Source organism: Siphonobacter aquaeclarae (genome assembly GCF_900103285.1).
Taxonomy (GTDB): Bacteria; Bacteroidota; Bacteroidia; order Cytophagales; family Spirosomataceae; genus Siphonobacter; species Siphonobacter aquaeclarae.
Map to the genome: position 1 here is coordinate 163,757 of NZ_FNGS01000004.1, position 19,549 is coordinate 183,305.

The window sequence follows — 19,549 nt, forward strand, 5'->3', positions numbered from 1 at the left end:
CGAAAACGGAACCGGATGTCGGACCAAACAACATGGGCTTTACTTGCCCTTGCGCAGAAAGATGTTACCGTGCATGTTTTTAAGGAGGATTTCCGCGCCGCCGCCGTTGACGGTTCCGCTGACGGAGTCTTCGAGCTTGACGCGGTACATGCCGTCCTTCGCGGTACGCTCGGTCTTGACCGGCTTGCGCTGAATGGCGACGTCAAAATCCGTAAAGATTTCCCCCCGATCCGATTTCAGGTTTACCGTGGCCTTGAGCGTAGCCGGGAACGTCACGTCTACGTTTCCGTTGAGCGTCGAAAAGGCCATCGGCGTACCTGCCGTAATGGTATTGAACTGAGCCGTCAGGTTGCCGTTGACCGTATTGGCTACCGCCGATCCGGATATGCCGGTCAACTGGATCGTGCCGTTGACGTTCGTTACTGTATGCTCTCCACTGACGTTTTCCACCGAGATATTGCCGTTGTTGACCGTACTCAGGGTAAGGGAAAACTTCTGGGGAACCTTGATCGTCAGGTTTACCGTCCGGAAAACGGTACCGGATTCCACCTTTACCTGGTTATTCTTTTCTTCGGCCGACAGATCCAGGGAATTATCCGTAGAAATCCGTTTCATACCGTTTGATTCCTCCGGTTTGCTTTTCCGGGTAGACGCACCGGCTACCGCTTCGATGACGACGTCCTTTCCGGTATAGCCGATCACTTTGATCGACCCGTTGATCAGTTCCACCTTGAGAGTACCGGGTTTGGCCGGGTCGCTCAGAGGCACGACGATCTGCTCTTTCGACTCATTCTGACAATAGGCCGCAGCGGAAACCAATAAAGCTGCGGACAGGAAGACAACCGATTTCATAATGTTTGTTTTTTCAGGTATACGTTTCCGTTAAATGTTTCGAAGCGGAGGCCCCGACCGCCCTTTCCGATCCGGATAGAGCTGTTTTTGCTGAGGCGGTAGACAGTCTTGTCTCCTTTCCGGTCCTGGTTTTTCTCCGCCTGAGCGGGGAGTACTTCTGTTTCGGGGAAGTCGGTGAAGAAATCACCCTGGAAGCTCTTGAACCGCACATCGGCCGACAGGTCAGCCGGATAGCTGATCCGGATATTTCCGTTGAGGGTATAATAGGAGGAGTTTTCAGGGGGAAGGCCGGGATAGTCGGCCGTGACATCGCCATTAATAGTCCGGAAGTTGGAAAGGCCCCGGGCGTGGAGGACTTTTATATTTCCATTGACATTGATGAGCGACAGGTTACCGGAGACATCCGATACTTCGATATCACCCTTGTTGACCGTATGCGCGACCACATTCAGGCGGGCGGGTACTTTGAGGTGATACTCCAGCTCGAAAGAATAGTCAATGTGGATATTCCGGTTTTTGCTCCGGTTCGGGCGGGAATCGAAGGGCTCTGCGATGTAGGCGACGAGGCTGTCACCTTCCTCACTAAACCGTACCTGCAGCTCCTTTTTACCTTCTTCGAGGACGCTGGTTTCTTTGGCGGAGATGATTTTGTGTACTTCGATGACGACTTTATCACCGTTGTATCCTTCTACCTTCACAGGGCCGTGGATGTTGTAGACAGCGACTACGCCGCTGCGGGGTGCGGCAAATTCCTTTTGGATCGTTTCCTTCGCCTGCTGCTGCGCATCCGATTTCGAAGGGGTACAGGCGATCACGATTCCCGCGAGGAACGGGAGCAGAAAATGTTTCATAACCAATGTGTTAGCGTAAAAACCTAGGATAAGTCTTTGATACTTTGTTCGATCTTGGTTTTGACCAGGTCGTTCAGGTTCTCGCGGCGGAGAAGCCGGCGGAGAGGTTTTACAGATCGTTTTTCCTGGAGCCTGACCATGGCGTCGGCCAGTGCCACCTGTACCAGGGGAGAATCCTGATAGCCCAGCGCTTTTACCAGTCCCTGCCGTACGCGCGGATCGCTTCCCAGCTGCACGAGTGCTTCGAGGGTGACGAGGCGTACGTTCGGGTTCGGGTCGTTGTTGAGCGTCGTCAGCAGTGCGTCGAGTACCTTGTCATTTACCTCGTTGAGATCACGGGTATAGCTCACGGCGCGGAGGCGCTCGGTTGCCGACGGGTTTTCAAGCAGGGACAGCATCATCATCTGGCGCATGTCGCGGACCTGTTCTGACAGCTCGTCGACCTGCTGCCGGGAAGCGCTGCGTTCTGACAGCCAGTATCCGACTCCGATTCCCACCGCCATCAGCAGGCAGGCTGCTGCCGCGCGGAAACCATTGGTCTGGAAGAACTTGCGGACCGGGCGGGGTTTGGCCTCTTCCTTGAATGTCTCGAGTTGTTCGTAAAAATTCCGGCGCAGACCTGCCGACGGCTCCGGTACCGGCAGGCTACCGAGTTGCTGCTGCACCCGCTCCAGGTCCCGCAGCTCGCTCCGGCAGGCCGGGCAGCCGTTCAGGTGTGCCAGCATGGATGCGCGCTCCGACTCTGTCAGTCGATCGTCGATCCAATCCAGCATGCGTTCCGAAGCAGCGTCACAGTTCATGGGCTTCCAGTAATACTTTTTTTAATTCGTTCATAGCCCGGTGGACCTTCACTTTCACGGCGCCTTCGGTGGTATGCAGGATCCGGGCAATTTCTTCGTACTTCAATTCCTGGAACCGGCTCAGGATGAGAATCTCCCGCTGGTCCGGCTTCAGTTTGAGCAGGGCTTCGTGTACCATTTCCCGCTCCTGCGTCCGGTGAAGCGCCTCGTCGGCTTCTGTTCCGCCCCCGATCCGGGAGGCCCAGTCGTCGACGCTGTCGTACCGCTGCCGGTTTTGCTGGTGGTGATCGGCCAGGACATTCCGGGCGACGTGGTACATCCAGGTCCGGAACTCCCCGTCTCCCGTAAACGTATGCCGGTATTTCAGCATCCGGTAGAAGACCGACTGCACCAGGTCCTCGCTGGTCGGCGCGTGACCCGTCATGCGGTAACAAAACCCGAACAACGGCCGGTTATACCGCTCGAAGAGCAGTCCCATCTGATCCAGGTTTCCGGACCGGACGGCGATCATGAGCGTATTATCCGACAGCGGGTTCAAAGGCATTGTTTGCGTTTCTGGTTGTGGAAACCGGAGAAAATCGGGAAGGTTACAGCTTCGGAGAAAATTTTTTACAAAGAGTCGTTTTTTGTCGTGCCCCGAATCAATAGCCAGAGAATCGTGGCGACTTCCGCCAGGGAGTAAATCCTTGGAAATGAAAAAGATACGCCTGGAAAAAGAATACCTTTCGAGCTTTCCAGCACATAACTCAATCCGCCGAGAATTAACAAAATACCGAGAATCCGGGGCATGAATCCGGAGCGGTACATCAACCCTCCGAATGGAATGAGCCATAATCCCCAGAAAATTTCGGCAACCAGAATCCCGTAGTCATAGAGGCGGAGAAAAAGCCAAACCCACTCTTCCCGGGCGCCGGGCCCGGCGAGCAGTTCCTTCCGCGCAATCGCTACTGCGGCGAGGTTACAGGCTTCGCTCACAAATACAATTGGCACAGAAACAAGTACCAGCGCGACCATCGCGCGCGACCAATGCTCCTGCACCGGCCGGAAAAGCCGGTACAAAACCAGCACCAGAAAAACGAAGATGACCTGGCTGGCGAGGTCCGTCCAGATACCGAACCGGAATACCTGCTCATTTGCAAGCAGTCGCCGCATCGTTTCAGCGTGATTATCCTTAACGAAATACTGTTGAGGCACATACATGAGGCCAAAAAAGGCCAGCAAAGCGAGCAATAGATAAAGTGCCCCGGCAAGGCGGGCAGTAGTACGTAGTGATTGCGTCATAGCGATGAAGGGAAAAGCCTGACAGCCAGGAGACTGTCAGGCTTTTCTAAAGTAAGCAGGTCAGCGGCGCCGATCCGACCTTGCTCCGAATGAGCGGCGGGAGGAGCGTACAAACGGCAGTACTACTCGGTTCCGGCGGGGTCGGCAGCGGCGCTGTCGCCGGCACGGTACCGGGACCGCTCGATTTTATACTGGTCCCAGTCGAAATTCTCCAGAAAGGCAGCCGCCGCGCGGGCGCCCTGCGCGAAGAGGGCGATTTTGTCGCTCGTTTTCATGTTGAAATCGATCCAGTTGAAGCGGCGCACGTCCACATTTCCGATGCATAGTTCATAATGCGGATTGGAGATGAGGAAGTCTTTGTCGTAATAATACCGCGTGGTATTAAACATAGACCAGAGCAGCCCGCCGAGCGACCGGGTCACGGAAGAATCGGGCTCGTCGGCGTCGTTGAGGCGGATGCCGAACGTCGGCAGGCGGGGCGATTCCAGTCCGGGATTGTAAAACAGGTTGATCGGGAAATTGGAAAGTATGCCACCATCCTGAAAGACAGCGTCTTTCGGGACATTTCCATGGTAGTGCAGAAACTTGTCCCAATAGTCGGGAATACGGCCCGGCCGCGGAATAAACTCGCGCTTAAACGCTTCGAAAAACACCGGAAGCGACATGGACGCCCGGACGAAATCAGCGGGTTCGACCTCGCTTTCCGCCGTCCAGAACAACGGCCACATACGCGGAAAGACGATCTTGTTTTGTGTAACGACTTCGGCGGTGATGATCGAAACCGGGGGGTGCGCTTCGTCGAACGCGATGAGCCGCCGCGTCAGTTCCTTCCGCTCGGCTTCGGAGAGGGTATGCTGGGGCGGTCGGTACTCGACACCGGCTTTTTCCCACGTTTTGCAGTAGTCGTTAAGGCTGGCGACGTTGGTGACACCGTTTTTCGGGTTGGCGATGCGTACTTCTTTTCCGTTGACTTCCAGGGAGATATCGACGGATCCGTCTTCCATCAAACCGGCGATCCACTCCCGGAAATTCCGGCCGGGGTTGATCCCAAACCGGCTGTCCCGGAATTTCATGAGCAGGAAAAACCCGATACTCCCTACAAACAGTACGAAGAAGAAAAACAGGGAGATACCTGTCGCCGACAGAAACACGTAAGTCGGCAGTTCCCAGAGCCGGCCCTCGTGCCGAAAGAAAAACGTCACATGCAGAAACTTGTTGAGGTACCCGATGTACAGCACCACGGCGAGTACCGCCGAGCAGCCGATCTGGATAGGCCGGTAGTATTTCTTGCTGAAGATCAGGAATAATGAGTATAGAAATAGTCCGGCAATCGGTGCGAATTCGAGAAAAAGCTGGAGGCTGTCGCCCGCAGGTACCCTGCCGAGCAGGTAAACGATTCCGATAAACAGCGCCGTCCCCAGAAAAAACAGGACTGTGGGCGTAAATCCGCCACCGGACGTGTACGCATTCCGTTGCTTCCCAGCCAAATACAGCAGCCAGGAAATCACAAACGCCCCGGCTGTCCAGAACAGCAGCGACGCTACTCCTTTCGGGTTCTGCCAGAGCAGCAGGCTGCTCAGAAAAATCAGCGGAAGGCTTGCCAGCAGCAGAAAACGAACAGACCCGGCCAGGCGGGTAGCGTATCCGGGCTCGCCATCCTGCCGGGTTTTAACCAGGTTCCGGATGAGTGTCCGGGCGATGGGGTGCCCGTCGACCAGATCAAACAGGTTCTTTTGTGCGAGGTAATACAAAATAACCGGCGACTTGCAGGTATGTACCGACTCCGGCCGGACGCACGCCAGCATAGACGAGTTGATCGCTCCGGCGCTGGTACCGGCGAGCTTCAGGAAGCGGATGCCCATGCGTTCGAGGACATACGTATAGCCCAGGAGGGCTATTCCGAGTACGCCCCCGCCCTGCTGGACGAGGTTGACGTACTGATACCCTTCCTTGTCGACCACGTCGGAGACGCGTTTGTGCGTCATACGGCCGTGCGCATCGGTCGGGATTTTTTGCTGAAGGGTTTCGACAACCTTGTCTCCTTCGCTGAGGAGGCTTTGGAGGAGTTCTTTCGTTTCAGTAGAGGCGGGCATAAGGCATAACGGTTCAGGATTTCCAAGATAGCAAATTATCTCCCTGACAATCTGACCGTTAACTAATTCTTTCTCAAGCGGCAAAACAAGGGCAGTCGCCACCGCGTTTGAGGAGTTCAAACCAACCGTTATGCGCTTTTTCTCCCTGCTTTTGCTTTTGCTGCCCGGCTTTGTGTCCGGGCAGTCCGTTCCTCCCGTATCCGGCTGCGGTTTTGCCGGCAGTACCACGCTGTACAAGTACCGGCGCCAGCAATGGGTCGTTACCGACGACGCGGATAGTCGCGTACAGACGCCGCCGGCCTCCACTTTCAAAGTCATCAACCTGTTGATTGCGCTGGAAACGGGCGTCATCCGGGATGAAAACGAAGTAGTCCGCTGGGTTGGAAAAACCGACACGACGATTTACGGCTACCGCCCGGATATTTACCATGACATGTCTGTGAAAGAAGCCTTTGAGGTTTCGGCAGGATGGGTATTCATCGAGCTGGCGAAGAAAATCGGCCCGAAACGGTACCGCCAGTTCCTGACTGCCTGTGGATACGGGAATGCCGAAGTGAAGAAAGGCGACTTCTGGAACTTTGGCCCGCTGAAGATTACACCGCGCAACCAGGTCGAACTCCTCGTGAAGATCTACGAAGAAAAGCTACCCTTCTCCAAACGCAGCTTTTCCATCCTGAAAAAAGTGATGATTACGGAAGAAAAAGACGGCCGGGTAATCCGCTCCAAAACCGGCTGGGGGATGATTGACGGCAAAGACATCGGCTGGTGGATCGGGTATGTGGAAAAGGACGGCGATGTCTGCTTCTTCGCCACCCGCCTGACCAAACCCCGCACGGATAAAAACCCGGATTTCAGTCGCTGCCGGAAGGACGTGACGAGAAAGGTATTGGGGGAGAATGGATTTTGATGTGCGGCCTAAAGACCCCGGAGGGGTCAAACCCGAATAGCCCCGGGCCGTGGCCCGGGGGTGAATGACGTTTTATATACGAATAGCCCCGGGCGGTGCCCGGGGCTATTGACGTTTGACCCCTTCGGGGTCGGTGGAGGGGGTATTGTCAGACGCAGGATCACTTCCATCCCCCGCCCAATGCCCGGTACAGGTTTACTACCGACTGCAGCTGCTGCAACCGGTCGCCAACACTGTTCAGCTGAGCCGTAAGCATACTCTGCTGGGCAACAAGCACTTCCGTGTAATTCGCCGAGCTGTATTTCAACAGTTCCTTCGTGTATTCCACAGATTTTTCGAGAGCGGCCAGTTGCCTGGTCCGCAATACCGCTCGGTCGCCCGCCGTCTGGTACGCAAAAAGTGCATTGGATACCTCCTGTCCTGCTGTCAGGAGCGTCGACTGAAACGCGATGAGCGACTGCTCCTGCGTTGCCTGCGCCGCCTTCAGGCGCTGGGTATTCAGGCCTTTGTTGAAAATCGGCTGCGCCAGCCCAGCCGCCAGGTTCCCGAAAATGGAGGCGCTTTTAAACAGATCTCCGAGGGCTACTGCCGAAAACCCGGCGTTGGCGGTCAGCGTGAGCGACGGATAGAAATAGGTTTTCGCCACGTTAGTCAGCTCAAATGCACTGATCAGACCATATTCCGCCTGCTGTACATCGGGCCGCCGACTGAGCAACTGTGCCGGCACGCCCGTCGTCAGGCTGTCCGGTACCTGCTGCGCTTCGATCGTGGTCCGGGAGATCGGTCCGGGTACCCGCCCAAGCAAAACAGAAAGGGCATTTTCCGTTTCCCGGATGGATTGTTTCAGCGTCGGAATCGTCACTTCAGCGGCATACCGGCTCGCCTCGCTCTGTACAACGGCCGCACCGGTAACTACCGCCGCTTCCTTCAGTTCTTTCATAGTACTGACATTCTCGATCCAGATATCGACGTTCTGCTGCGTGATCTTCAGCTGCGCATCATAGGCCAGCAGGGAGTAATACGCATTGGCAATATTGGCGATAAGCTGGGTCTGGACTGCCCGGCGGTACGACTCGCTTTGCAGCAGCGCCGCTACATACGAGCGCTTTGTGCTCCGGAGTTTTCCCCAGATATCCGCTTCCCAGCTGGAGTTGACATAGAGCTGATACTGGCGGGAAGCAAAGCCCGTTGCCGCGCTGGGTACATTGGGCACCTTCGCGACAGACGTTGCGCCGTTACCCGTTACCGACGGAAAGAATGCCATCTTACTCTGTGCCAGGTTAGCTTCCGCCGCCTGAATGCGGGTCATGGCTGTTTTCAGGTCCAGGTTGTTGGCGATACCCTCCGCAATCAGGCGTTGCAGAAGGGTATCGGGAAACAGCCGGTCCCAGGGCGTGTCGGCGAGGGACGTCGTATCCGTCGCCGCAACATCCCGGTACAGCCCCTGCGTCCGGACAGCCGGACGCTCATAAGGCTGTGTCACTTTACAGGAGGCCAGGAGCAGGGCGAGCGTCAGCGCGCCCAGTGCCTGTTTCAGTATGTTATTCATGGTGAATCGTATCTTTTTGCCGGACTAGTTTCCGGCCATCAGCTCCGAGTGAGATATTTCTTCGTCAGCATGTGCCTTCGGCGGGCCGCTGATCTTTTCGTGCAGCGTCTGGAACAGGATAAACAGTACAGGAATAACGAATACCCCGAACAGCGTACCAATGAGCATCCCGCCGACGGCCCCGGTACCGATCGAACGGTTTCCAAGTGCACCCGCGCCACTTGCCACCATCAGCGGCACCAGACCGAGGATAAAGGCAAAGGAGGTCATCAGAATCGGGCGCAGACGTGCCACCGACCCTTCAATAGCTGCCTGGACGATGGGCATTCCCCGTCGCCTCCGCTCCACGGCATACTCCACAATGAGGATAGCGTTTTTCGCCAGCAACCCGATGAGCATGATCAGCGTGATCTGCAGGTAGATGTTGTTGCTGACGTCGAAGAGGTTCGCAAATATGAACGTCCCCGCCAAACCCACCGGCAGCGAAAACAACACCGCCCACGGCAGGATATAGCTTTCATACTGGGCACTCAACAGGAAGTACACAAACACCAGACAGAGCAGGAAGATATAGACGGTCTGCCCGCCGCTGATGAGCTCTTCCCGCGTCATACCCGAGAATTCATACCCATACCCCTGCGGCAGTTTTTCAGCTGCCACTTCCTGGATGGCTTTGATCGCCTCCCCGGAACTGAAGCCCGGCTTGGGAGAACCGGTAATGGATACCGAGGTAAAGAGGTTGAACCGGGAGATCGTCTCCGGCCCGTATACCCGTTCCATCGTCACGAACTCCGTGATAGGCGCCATTTTTCCGTTGGCATTCCGGATATAGATCGCGTTGAGGCTCTCCGGATTGGCCCGGTATGCCGGATCAGCCTGTATCATGACGCGGTACTGCTTTCCGAACTGGTTGAAGTTGGAGGCATACACCCCGCCAAAATATCCCTGAAGGGCGTTAAGGACCGAATTGACCGTCAAACCGGCCTCCTTTGTACGCGCCACGTTTACGTTGATGAGGTACTGCGGGAAGGTCGGGTTAAACGACGTCGTCGCGTACTGAATCTCCGACCGCTTGTTCAGCGCTTCCAGGAAAGTAGTATTGACTTTGAAAAGATCATCGATGCTTCCGCCTGCACGGTCCTGCAACTGAAATTCAAACCCGTTGGACGTCCCGAAACCCTGAATCGTCGGCGGCGAGAAGAAGAAGATCTGCGCCTCCTTGAGGTGCGCCGTCTTCGCAAACAGCTGCCCGATCACCGCGTTGATATCTTCCTTCCGTAAACTCCAGTCTTTCAGCTCCATGATAACCATTGCGTACGAACTACCCGCTCCGGAGATGATACTCCGCCCGGCGATGCGCGTGGTCATATTGACAGCAGGCAGCGACCGTGCGATTTTATCTACTTCGTCTGCAATGGCCGTCGTACGTTCAAGTGAGGAAGCCGGAGGCAGCGTGATGTTCGCGAAGATGGTCCCCTGGTCTTCGTTGGGAACAAAACCGGACGGCGTCGTCTTCATCAGCCAGCCGAAAATCAGCGCGAAGATGGCGATCCCGGCGAGCGCCAGCCATTTCCGGTGCGACAAAAACTCGATCGACCGCTTGTACTTGCCCGTTACAGCCTCAAAGCCGGCGTTAAACGAGGCGTAAAACCGCTGGAGGAAGCTTTTCGACGCGTGACTTTTGTCGTGCGGCTTCAGAAACAATGCACACAGCGCCGGACTGAGCGTCAGCGCGTTGATCGCCGAGAGGATGATGGACACCGCCAGCGTCAGACCGAATTGCTTGTAAAACACGCCCGTCGACCCGCTGATAAAACTAACCGGCACGAATACCGCCGCCATGACGAGGGTAATGGAGACAATCGCGCCGCTGATTTCGCTCATGGCGTCGATAGATGCCTTCCGGGCTGATTTATAGCCGATGTCGAGCTTGGCATGGACGGCCTCGACCACCACAATCGCATCATCCACCACAATCCCGATCGCGAGTACGAGGGCGAAGAGCGTCAGCAGGTTGATCGTAAATCCGAAGACATACAGGAAGAAAAACGTCCCGATAATCGCCACCGGCACGGCAATTGCCGGAATGAGGGTAGACCGGAAGTCCTGTAAAAACAAAAACACAACGATGAACACCAGAATAAAGGCTTCCACCAGCGTGTGGATTACTTTTTCGATGGAGGCGTTCAGGAAGTCGTTGGCATTGAGCAGCTCGGCATATTTGATACCCGGCGGAAAGGATTTCGACGCTTCGTCAATGACCTTCAGGGAGTTCTCGATAACCTCCTGGGCGTTGGAGCCGGCCGTCTGGTTAATCGCCAATACGACAGACGGATGCCCGCCCGAAGTCGAAACGCTGGCATAGCTCTGCGCGCCGAGTTCGAGACGGGCTACGTCTTTCAAGCGGAGTACCTGCCCGCCTGCAGTCGCCCGGATAATCATGTTTTCGAATTCCGCCGGCGTCTTCAGTCGACCGGGGTATTTGATGACATACTGGAAGGACTGATCGCCGTTTTCACCGAACTGACCCGGAGCGGCTTCGATGTTCTGCTCGGCAAGCGCTGTTGAAATATCGTCGGGAATCAACCCGTAGTTTGCCATGACATCGGGCTTGAGCCAGATACGCATGGAATAATCCCGCGTTCCGAATGCACTGGCATCCCCTACCCCCGTAATCCGCTTGATCTGCGGCACCAGGTTGATGTTGGCATAGTTCTGCAAAAACGTCTGATCGTACGCCGGATTTTCGCTATACAGCGTAAAAATCAATACGTTACTACTCTGCCGCTTGCTCGTAATGACCCCCGCCCGGGTTACTTCCGCAGGCAGGAGGCTCGTCGCCCGCGAAACGCGGTTCTGCACGTTTACCGCCGCCATATCCGGGTTGGTCCCCAGCTTGAAATAGATGGTAATCGTGGCCGAGCCGTCGTTCGCCGCCGTAGAGGTCATGTACGTCATGTTCTCCACCCCGTTGATCTGCTCCTCAAGCGGAACGACAACGGAATTGAGCACAACGCTGGCGTTTGCGCCGGTGTAAGATGCCGATACCTGGACGGTCGGCGGCGCAATTTCCGGATATTGGGAGACGGGCAGCGAAATCAGCCCGAGTATCCCCAATATCACAATGATCACCGATATCACCGTGGATAATACCGGCTGCTGGATGAATTTCTTTAACATGAGCTATCTTCCTGAAAACCCGGGAAAACGGATGTTTCCCGGAGGTGAGGACTAGTTATCGTCGATTTTCCGCACGCTGTCGGCCTGCACTACCGCCGGCTTGATCTCGGCGCCGTCGCGTACGCCCGCAATACCTTCCACGACGATCTTGTCGCCGTCCTTGAGGCCGGATTGTACGATGAACGACTGTCCGTCGGTCGTCGGCGTCACCTTTACTTCCGTGCTTTTCAGCTTGTTATCGGCTCCGACGAGGTACACCAGGCGCTTGCCCTGGAGCTCATAGGTCGCTTTCTGCGGGATGATAAGGGCGTCTTTCAGGTGGGAAGAAACGCGCACGGCGCCCGTACTGCCGCTCCGGAGAAATCCGTCGGGGTTGGGGAACGTCGCCCGGAAACTGGCGGAACCGGTTTCCGTACTGATGAGTCCGCTGGCCGTTTCTACCCGGCCCGTACGGGAATACACCGAGCGGTCGGCAAGTACGAGGCGTACGTTAGGCAGCGTCGCCAGTTTTTGCTGGAGGGTATTGCCTTTTACGTCCCGGAAGAGGTCGAGCAGTTGCTTTTCGTTCAGAGAGAAGTACGCATAGACGTTCCCGATATTCGAGACGGTCGTCAGCGGCTGGGTTGTATTGCTGCTGACGAGGCTTCCGAGTTTGTACGGAAGAAGACCGATGACGCCGTCTACCGGACTGGTCACCGACGTATAGCCGAGGTTCACACGGGCATTCGCCAGCGTAGCCTTCGCCTGCGCAAGTGCCGCCTGCTTGGATTGAAGCGTGTATTCGGCGGATTCCAGCTCGTAGTGACTGATAATATCTTTCTGTACGAGCGGTTTCACTTTGTTGACCTGCATCTGGGCGGCGTTGACTTCTGCCTCGGCAATTTTGATGGAGGCTTCGGCTGTCCGCACTTCCTGCTCGTACTGGGGAGCCTGAATGCGGAAGAGGAGCTGGCCCTTGCGGACGAGCGCTCCTTCGTCGACGAGAATCTTTTCTACATATCCGTCGATTTTCGGGCGGATTTCAACGTTTTGCTGCCCCTGAAGGGTAGCCGGGTAGTCGGTATACAGCTCGGTATCGTGCCGGGCTACCACAACGACGGGGTACTCCTTCGGCTGGTCCTTGCCTGCCTGTTGCTGCTGTTGCTGCTTGTTTTCATTTTTTCCGCAGGAAGAAGCCAGTAACAACACACACAAACCCCACGTGGCCGGAATGCGATGAGAGAAATACATAAGGGAAGAGTATGGCTTTTGTGCACGGACGGCCTTTTCTGTTGGGTTCAGAAGCCGGACTGCCGTGCAGGTTTGAGCCAAAACAACAGAAAGAATCTGTCGAGATTCTGACGCTTACCGTTCCCAGGAGATACGGATGCAGTGAAGATTGTCGCGGTAATAGTACTGGCAGCTGAAATCCAGGGTGTCACAGATCGCCTCCACAATAGCGAGGCCCAGCCCCAGGCGACCGTTGTCCTGCGAGCGGGTATGGTAGCGGGCAAAAAGATTATCGCCCGGAGATTCCGGCACGGCGCCGGTATTCGCGATTTCAAATCCGCGGGGCTGGACGGCGATACGGATTTTCCCGTCAGTATGATTATGCTGAACGGCATTGCGAAGCAAATTATCCACCAGTATCCGCACCAGTTCTTCATTGGTGGCAACCGGCTCGGGGTCGTCTTCCAGCGTTTCGAGGGTAATACCCTTGTATTCAATCAGTTCCTCGTAAGTCTCAACACTGTCATGGATCACGCCGGTGATCAGCATCGTCTTTTTTTCCACATTTCCGCCGTACTGAATGCTGCGGATACGCGACAGCAGGTTCAGGCCCTTCTGAATACCGGAAAGCCGGACGATGGTCTTCTTGATTTCGAGAAGCTCTTTCCGATTGGCAGCGTCGAGGTCGTTCTTTTTCAGGATCAGTTCGACTTTCGCGAGAAGGATACTCAGGGGCGTTTGCAATTCATGCGCCGTGTTTTCGGTAAACTCCCGCAACTGGTTGTAAGCCGCCTGGGTTTTGTTGGTGAAGTCGAGGATGGCATGGTTAAACAGCTCAAACTCCCGGATATTTGTCTCCACCAATTGCAGGGGCTTCGCACTGCGGATGTGATAGGAATTGACGCGGCGCAGGTTTTTGTAGAACGGCCGCCAGAGGTTGTACGATACCCGCCGGAGGTTAAACTGAAAAAAGCCCCAGTTCAGCAACAGGAAAAGGACCAGCGAACAGGCTACGGCAAAAAGAACGGCCTCCCGCTCCGGCCCGCCGGGCTCGTTGAGCTCAATTTTGGCTACCCGTATTTCAAACAGGCCTTCGGGCAGGGCAACCGTCGTGACATACTCCTTCACCCGCCGGTTGTGCAGGTGGTCCCGCAAAAACAGGCGCGAAAAAACGCCCGGCTCGTGCGCGGGGTCGGGTATTTCCCGGAAGTTATACCCGTAATAGGTATAGGATTTCGTACCGGGCGCCAGCTTCTTCACGGTTACTTCCGGGTGGTTCGGAAAACTGTGATGCTCGCGGGCATAATCGGCTACTTCGGCGGCAGCGCTGCGAAACCGGTTCCAGTAAATGACTTTGTAGTAAAAATCGATCGCCAGGTTATTGAACAGGATGATCAACACCAGCATCACCGGGAGGACGATGGCATATTCCTTCCGGATTTTGGTAATAAAGCGCTTGTTGTACTGATTAGTTGCCATCCATTTTCTTGAGTGAATACCCCATTCCGTACACCGTCACAATACTTACTTCGGAACCTTCCTTCCGGAGCTTCTGCCGGAGGTTTTTGATATGGGTATAGATGTAGTCAAAGGAATCCACCATATCAATGTCGTCTTTCAGCACATAATCAGAGAGGGATTCCTTCGATACTGTCCGATTCTTATTAATCAAAAGGTAGTATAAAATCTGTGACTGGCTGTGTGTCAGGTGCATTTCGGTCCCGTTCACTTTTACCTGACCTGAAGTCATATCATAGGAAAGGTTGTAGAAAACGAGCTCGTCCGCGTCGGTCGGGTACCGTCGCCGGATAATACTCCGGATACGGGCGGTGAGCTCATCCAGGTGAAACGGCTTGACAAGGTAGTCATCCGCGCCGAGGTTGAGCCCCCGGAGCTTGTCGTCCAGACTATCCCGCACCGAAATAATCAACACGCCCGGGTGCGATTCCATGTCGCGGATATACCCGAAAAGGTCGAATCCGAGCCCGCCGGGCAGGTTCAGGTCGAGCACCACGACGTCGTAAATCTTATCCACCAGCTTGTCCCGGGCCTCCCGGAACGACAAGGCCGTATCGACCGAAAAACCTTCCTGTACGAGGGCGGAACGGATGCTGTCGGACAACAGCTTTTCGTCTTCGACCAGCAGAATTTTCATGGATTCTTTCGTTGACGAGGACCGGACCCCTGCCGGCCAATCACGAAATAACGGTTCAATTCTGTCAAAAATCTGTTGGAAGGGGAAAAAGAGCCTTTCATTTCGTCGGATGGATCACGGGATTCGTCCACCCGAAACCGTCACTCGGTAACATTCGTTTCCGGGCCCGGTCGGGCGAAGCCACTTTTGTACCGTTCATTCTGACGGACATGAAAACAATGAAGCGATATCTCTCCTTCCTCCTACTGCTGCTGGCCTTCGGCGCACAAGCGCAATTTCAGCAAGGCGCCCCGGGTTCGGGGACTGCTCCTGCGGGAGCCTCTGTTGCGCAGGGCACCGGCCGGATTTCCGGTATCATCGTGGATTCCACTGCCGGCAAAGCCGTGGAGTTTGCGAGCGTTGCCATTTACAACAAAGCAACCGGAAAGCCGGTTGACGGTACCTCGGCCGACGACAAAGGCAAATTTGCCCTTTCCAAAGTACCGGCCGGTTCCTACAAAATGTTAATCTCCTTCCTCGGCTTCCAGACCAAAACCATTGATAACCTGGAAGTTGCCGACGGAAAATCACTCGACCTGGGAACGGTAAAACTTGTTTCGACCGCCAAAACGCTCGAAGAAGTGACCGTAACCGGCCAGAAAGCCCTCATCGAGGAGAAGGTCGACCGCCTGGTTTACAACGCAGACAAAGACATCGCTGCCAAAGGCGGCGACGCCTCCGACATCCTGCGGAAAGTACCAATGCTGACCGTGGATCTCGACGGAAACGTCTCCCTCCGCGGAAGTTCCAACATCCGTGTGCTGATCAACAACAAGCCCAGTACGATCGTGGCAAGCAGCGTCGCCGACGCCCTGAAACAAATTCCGGCCGACCAGATCCAGACCGTGGAAGTTATCACCTCGCCTTCCGCGAAGTATGACGCAGAAGGTTCAGGCGGGATCATCAACATCATCACAAAGAAAAATTCCCTTCAGGGGCTTAACCTGAACGTAGACACCGGCGCCGGTAACCGCGGCGCGATGCTCGGCCTCAACGGCAACTACCGGAAAGGTAAAATGGGGATCTCCCTGGGTGGTTTCGGACGGGCCAACTACAACACGCCGACGAAATCATCCCTCGAACAGACGAGCCTTGTCAACGGCAATACCATCAAAACCTCGCAGACCGGTACCGGTAACAGCAACGGCATGTTTGGCCGCTACAACCTCGGTTTCGACTATGATATTTCGAAGAACCAGAGCCTGACGGCCGGTGTCCGGTATGGTCTCCGGAACATGAACCAGACGCAGGATTACCTGACCCAAATCTACACAAACGCGGTCGCGGGATCGGCATCCAATCGGAACGTCGATACGAAGAACCACTCCAATACCATCGACGCAAACGTGGATTACCTTCGCACGTTCAAGCCCCAGCAGGAATGGAGTATTTCGACGTTGTACAGCCGCAATGACCTGACGAATAATTTCGATGCAAATATCCTCGAAAGCGGGTCATTGGCCGGCCGCCAGCGTAACCTGAACGGCAACGTAAACCAGGAATTTACCCTCCAGACGGACTACCAGACGCCCATCAAGAAAAACCAGATGATCGAATTCGGAGCAAAAGGCATTCTGCGGAAAGTAAACAGCGACTATCAGTATCTGGTCGCAGGCCCGACGGGCGGCTATTCTCCCCAGGAAAATAACCCCTCCGGTACCCTCGATTACAACCAGAATATTGCCGCCGCGTATACGGCTTACACGTATACGACGGCAAACAAATACACCCTGAAGGCGGGTCTGCGGTACGAGTATACGACCATCAGCGCGACGGCAAACCATACCGAGATCAACATTCCGAACTACGGAAACCTGGTACCGAGTATTAACCTGTCGAAACAACTGAAAGGCGCTACGCTTAAACTCGCCTACAACCGGCGTATCCAACGCCCGGGTATTCAGCAACTCAATCCGAACTTTAATACGGCGAACCCGCAGAATATCTCGATGGGTAACCCGTACCTGAATCCGGAATTGACAGACAACGTCGAACTGGGTCTTAGTAAAAACATTGGGAAGACGTTCTTCAACGTGGCGTTTTTCGGACGGTTTACCGACAACCTGATTACACAGGTACGGACGCCGATAGACACCCTTGCAGGATCTATCCTCACGACATACCAGAACATCGGAAGCGAGCATGCATTCGGCACGAATATTTTCGCCAACATCGCGCTCACGCCAAAAATTAGCTGGAACCTGTTCTCAAACATCCTGCACACTACCCTCCAGGGAAAAACGACGGGTGTAGACGGAACCTCAATCGACGCGAAGAACTCCGGCGTAAACGTGGATTTCGGCAGCATGCTCAGCGCTCAGCTCAAAAACGGATGGGGTATCCAGGGCTTTGGTATGATGAGAGGACCTCAGGTACAGTTGCAGGGACGGATGGGCGGCTTCGGTTTCTACTCCGTGGGTGTCCGGAAAGACCTGGCCAACAAGAAGGGAAGCATTGGTATTGCAGCCGAAAACTTCCTGACCTCCAATATTCGCATCCACACGGAGCTGACCTCTCCGCAGTTTACCCAGGTCAGCAACATGTACATGTACAACCGGGGTATCCGGCTCACCTTTACCTACAAAATCGGCAAGATGAGCATGGAACCAAGCCGTAAGAAAACCAAGTCGGTCAACAACGACGACGTCAAGGAAGGTGGCGACCAGAACCAGCAGCAGCAGGGTGGTCAGCAAAGTGGCGGCGGCCGGTCCCGATAAGCTTTTTTTAGTGAATAGAGTTAATTTGTCAAAGGCTTCTGGCTATGCCGGAAGCCTTTACCGTTTGTTTTGCAAAGACCCTTCCATCGGCACTTCTCATTCGGCGTTTCGTGGGCCATTTCTGAAAATTCCCTCTCCTCACTGTAACCTTCCGCCATCCTCCCTGGTACCCTCTTTCCGGAAAGGGGTCACGACCCCGGTTCAACACATTTTTTTGAGTAGACTATACGAAAACGCCTTCGGTAATGCCGGAGGCGTTTTTTATTTCGCAGCTGTCTGGCGGGACTGTACCTGGAGATTCCAGAGATCCAGTTCGCCTTCGATCTTCCGGATCAGTTCTTCCGGGTACTTTTCTTCCTTGAGCAGCGAAACAATCTGGCTCCGCTGGGCTGAAATCAGCTCCAGTTCGCCAAAGAGATACTGTTTAAAGGCTTTCCGCATGTTCTTCGTATTCGACTCTTCTTTCTTCTCGGGAAGAAAACCGTTCAGGTAATTGATCTGCTGTTCGAACCGCTGGCGCAATTGCCGGACGACAGGTTCATCAAGATTGTTACTCAGTTCTGTTTCGATAAACCGCAGGGAATGACGGGCCATCTGCAACCGCAAACGCCGTTCTGTCGACGCGATCTTCTCCGGATCCTCCCGCACACCCAGGCGACGGATAAAATACGGCAGCGACAGGCCCTGCAACACCAGCGTCACCAGAATCACGACAAAGGTGATAAACAGGATGAGCTCCCGGTGCGGAAACGGCCGGCCGCTCTGGAGCGTCAGCGGCAGAGCCAGTGCTGTTGCCAGCGACACCACTCCCCGCATACCCGCCCAGGCTTCAATGAAGAGTTCGCGGCGCATCTTCCGGCGGTCGGCAACCGGCTCGCCGTTAAGCGAGCTCATTCCGAACGGCAGGTGCGCAATCAGGAATACCCACGCCATCCGCACCAGAATCGCCGCCGCGCTAACCAGCAGACCATATCCGATCCAGCGGGTGAGCGAGCGGTCCGGCGCCGCGTCCATGATCACGGGTAGTTGCAGACCAATCAGAATAAATACAAAACCATTGAGCAGGAAACCCATCAGTTCCCAGAAATGAGACGTCAGAATACGACCCTGATAGGAAAAGAACTCCGACGAACGCCACGAGACATACAGTCCCGTCGCCACCACTGAAAGTACTCCGGATACCCGGATATGTTCCGCAAAGAGATACGAAATAAAGGGTACGAGAATGTTCAGGCTTGCCTCGACCATTTGATTACCCTGCACCTTTTTAAATGCCTTGACGAAGACGATCCCGACAAGTACACCCGCGGCCGCACCGCCCACCGATACCAGTAAAAACTGCAGTCCGGCTTTCCAGAAAACAAACGTACCGCTCGCCACCGCCGCCACCGCATACCGGTACGCAATCAATGCCGAGGCGTCATTAATCAGGCTTTCTCCTTCCAGAATAGCCGATGCGCGTTTCGGCAGGCCGAGGCCCTTGGTCGCGGAAGTAGCCGCGACAGCATCCGGCGGAGATACAATCGCGCCCAGTACAAACCCCACCGGCCAGCTCACGCCGGGAATGACATAGTGGGCGACTGCCGCCACAACTGTCGTCGTCAGAAATACCAACCCGATCGCCAGGCGGGATATAGGTCGGCGATAGGTTTTGAGGTCGTGCCAGGAGATTTTCCAGCTGGCCTCATACAGCAGCGGCGGAAGAAATACGAGGAATACCACGTCCGGCTCAAGCCGGATGTCCGGTAGCCCGGGAATAAAACTGAACAGCAGCCCTCCCACCACCAGCAGCACCGGATACGGTACCCGCAGACGTGGAGAAAGGGCTGCCAGCCCGGCCAGAATGGCCATGAGTATCAAAACGGGTTCGAGTATTTCCACAGCGGTCGTTTGGTCAGGCTCGGAAACTACTCGAT

At 55.1% G+C, this 19,549-nt stretch carries 14 protein-coding genes; 2 read left to right on the top strand and 12 right to left on the bottom strand.

Annotated features, from left to right (window positions below):
* Positions 1-39 precede the first annotated feature (39 nt).
* From BLR09_RS11100 to BLR09_RS11125, 6 genes are all read right to left on the bottom strand, one after another.
* On the bottom strand, positions 40-852 hold the full coding sequence (locus tag BLR09_RS11100; RefSeq protein WP_093201776.1) for a DUF4097 family beta strand repeat-containing protein: 813 nt from the start codon (positions 850-852) through the stop codon (positions 40-42).
* Entirely contained in the window at positions 849-1,703 is an 855-nt protein-coding gene (locus BLR09_RS11105) for a DUF4097 family beta strand repeat-containing protein (protein WP_093201778.1), read from the bottom strand. The genes BLR09_RS11100 and BLR09_RS11105 overlap by 4 nt, the downstream gene beginning before the upstream one ends.
* Before the next feature lie 23 nt (positions 1,704-1,726).
* Entirely contained in the window at positions 1,727-2,503 is a 777-nt protein-coding gene (locus BLR09_RS11110) for a HEAT repeat domain-containing protein (RefSeq protein ID WP_093201780.1), read from the bottom strand.
* Entirely contained in the window at positions 2,493-3,047 is a 555-nt protein-coding gene (locus tag BLR09_RS11115; RefSeq protein ID WP_317039216.1) for an RNA polymerase sigma factor, read from the bottom strand. Before BLR09_RS11115 ends, BLR09_RS11110 begins: the two co-directional genes overlap by 11 nt.
* 65 nt (positions 3,048-3,112) lie before the next feature.
* Complete coding sequence (locus BLR09_RS11120; RefSeq protein WP_093201783.1) at positions 3,113-3,784, bottom strand: DUF4386 domain-containing protein; 672 nt, start codon at positions 3,782-3,784, stop codon at positions 3,113-3,115.
* 122 nt (positions 3,785-3,906) lie between these two features.
* A complete protein-coding gene (locus BLR09_RS11125; RefSeq protein WP_093201785.1) occupies positions 3,907-5,877 on the bottom strand; it encodes a patatin-like phospholipase family protein in 1,971 nt (656 codons plus the stop codon).
* Between the two features lie 130 nt (positions 5,878-6,007).
* Between BLR09_RS11125 and BLR09_RS11130 the strand changes: the two genes are divergently transcribed.
* Positions 6,008-6,784 (top strand): penicillin-binding transpeptidase domain-containing protein, encoded by a 777-nt coding sequence (locus BLR09_RS11130; RefSeq protein WP_093201787.1) that lies wholly within the window; start codon positions 6,008-6,010, stop codon positions 6,782-6,784.
* 160 nt (positions 6,785-6,944) lie between these two features.
* On the opposite strand, the gene BLR09_RS11135 is transcribed toward BLR09_RS11130, so the two are convergent.
* The 5 genes from BLR09_RS11135 to BLR09_RS11155 form a co-directional block, all read right to left on the bottom strand.
* On the bottom strand, positions 6,945-8,333 hold the full coding sequence (locus BLR09_RS11135) for an efflux transporter outer membrane subunit (protein ID WP_093201789.1): 1,389 nt from the start codon (positions 8,331-8,333) through the stop codon (positions 6,945-6,947).
* Positions 8,334-8,357: 24 nt separating this feature from the next.
* The gene (locus tag BLR09_RS11140) at positions 8,358-11,513 is read right to left on the bottom strand and encodes an efflux RND transporter permease subunit (protein WP_093201792.1); all 3,156 of its coding nucleotides are present in this window, start codon (positions 11,511-11,513) and stop codon (positions 8,358-8,360) included.
* 51 nt (positions 11,514-11,564) lie between these two features.
* Positions 11,565-12,743, bottom strand: a complete 1,179-nt coding sequence (locus BLR09_RS11145) for an efflux RND transporter periplasmic adaptor subunit (RefSeq protein WP_093201794.1) — start codon at positions 12,741-12,743, stop codon at positions 11,565-11,567.
* A gap of 114 nt (positions 12,744-12,857) precedes the next feature.
* Positions 12,858-14,201 carry a sensor histidine kinase gene (locus BLR09_RS11150; RefSeq protein ID WP_093201796.1) on the bottom strand — a complete coding sequence of 448 codons (1,344 nt, stop codon included), beginning with the start codon at positions 14,199-14,201 and terminating at the stop codon, positions 12,858-12,860.
* Positions 14,191-14,877, bottom strand: coding sequence for a response regulator transcription factor (locus tag BLR09_RS11155; RefSeq protein WP_093201799.1), 687 nt, complete (start codon positions 14,875-14,877; stop codon positions 14,191-14,193). Before BLR09_RS11155 ends, BLR09_RS11150 begins: the two co-directional genes overlap by 11 nt.
* Before the next feature lie 209 nt (positions 14,878-15,086).
* On the opposite strand from BLR09_RS11155, the gene BLR09_RS11160 reads away from it, so the two are divergent.
* Entirely contained in the window at positions 15,087-17,633 is a 2,547-nt protein-coding gene (locus BLR09_RS11160; RefSeq protein ID WP_093202845.1) for a TonB-dependent receptor, read from the top strand.
* Between the two features lie 261 nt (positions 17,634-17,894).
* Here the strand turns inward: BLR09_RS11160 and BLR09_RS11165 are convergent, their stop codons facing one another.
* On the bottom strand, positions 17,895-19,514 hold the full coding sequence (locus BLR09_RS11165) for a Na+/H+ antiporter (RefSeq protein WP_093201801.1): 1,620 nt from the start codon (positions 19,512-19,514) through the stop codon (positions 17,895-17,897).
* Between the last annotated feature and the right edge of the window lie 35 nt (positions 19,515-19,549).

Excerpts from the sequence above, each read along its gene's own strand:
- BLR09_RS11100 (WP_093201776.1), bottom strand. The coding sequence starts at position 852 with ATGAAATCGGTTGTCTTCCTGTCCGCAGCTTTATTGGTTTCCGCTGCG.
- BLR09_RS11105 (WP_093201778.1), bottom strand. The coding sequence starts at position 1,703 with ATGAAACATTTTCTGCTCCCGTTCCTCGCGGGAATCGTGATCGCCTGT.
- BLR09_RS11110 (WP_093201780.1), bottom strand. The coding sequence starts at position 2,503 with ATGAACTGTGACGCTGCTTCGGAACGCATGCTGGATTGGATCGACGAT.
- BLR09_RS11115 (WP_317039216.1), bottom strand. The coding sequence starts at position 3,047 with ATGCCTTTGAACCCGCTGTCGGATAATACGCTCATGATCGCCGTCCGG.
- BLR09_RS11120 (WP_093201783.1), bottom strand. The coding sequence starts at position 3,784 with ATGACGCAATCACTACGTACTACTGCCCGCCTTGCCGGGGCACTTTAT.
- BLR09_RS11125 (WP_093201785.1), bottom strand. The coding sequence starts at position 5,877 with ATGCCCGCCTCTACTGAAACGAAAGAACTCCTCCAAAGCCTCCTCAGC.
- BLR09_RS11130 (WP_093201787.1), top strand. The coding sequence starts at position 6,008 with ATGCGCTTTTTCTCCCTGCTTTTGCTTTTGCTGCCCGGCTTTGTGTCC.
- BLR09_RS11135 (WP_093201789.1), bottom strand. The coding sequence starts at position 8,333 with ATGAATAACATACTGAAACAGGCACTGGGCGCGCTGACGCTCGCCCTG.
- BLR09_RS11140 (WP_093201792.1), bottom strand. The coding sequence starts at position 11,513 with ATGTTAAAGAAATTCATCCAGCAGCCGGTATTATCCACGGTGATATCG.
- BLR09_RS11145 (WP_093201794.1), bottom strand. The coding sequence starts at position 12,743 with ATGTATTTCTCTCATCGCATTCCGGCCACGTGGGGTTTGTGTGTGTTG.
- BLR09_RS11150 (WP_093201796.1), bottom strand. The coding sequence starts at position 14,201 with ATGGCAACTAATCAGTACAACAAGCGCTTTATTACCAAAATCCGGAAG.
- BLR09_RS11155 (WP_093201799.1), bottom strand. The coding sequence starts at position 14,877 with ATGAAAATTCTGCTGGTCGAAGACGAAAAGCTGTTGTCCGACAGCATC.
- BLR09_RS11160 (WP_093202845.1), top strand. The coding sequence starts at position 15,087 with ATGAAAACAATGAAGCGATATCTCTCCTTCCTCCTACTGCTGCTGGCC.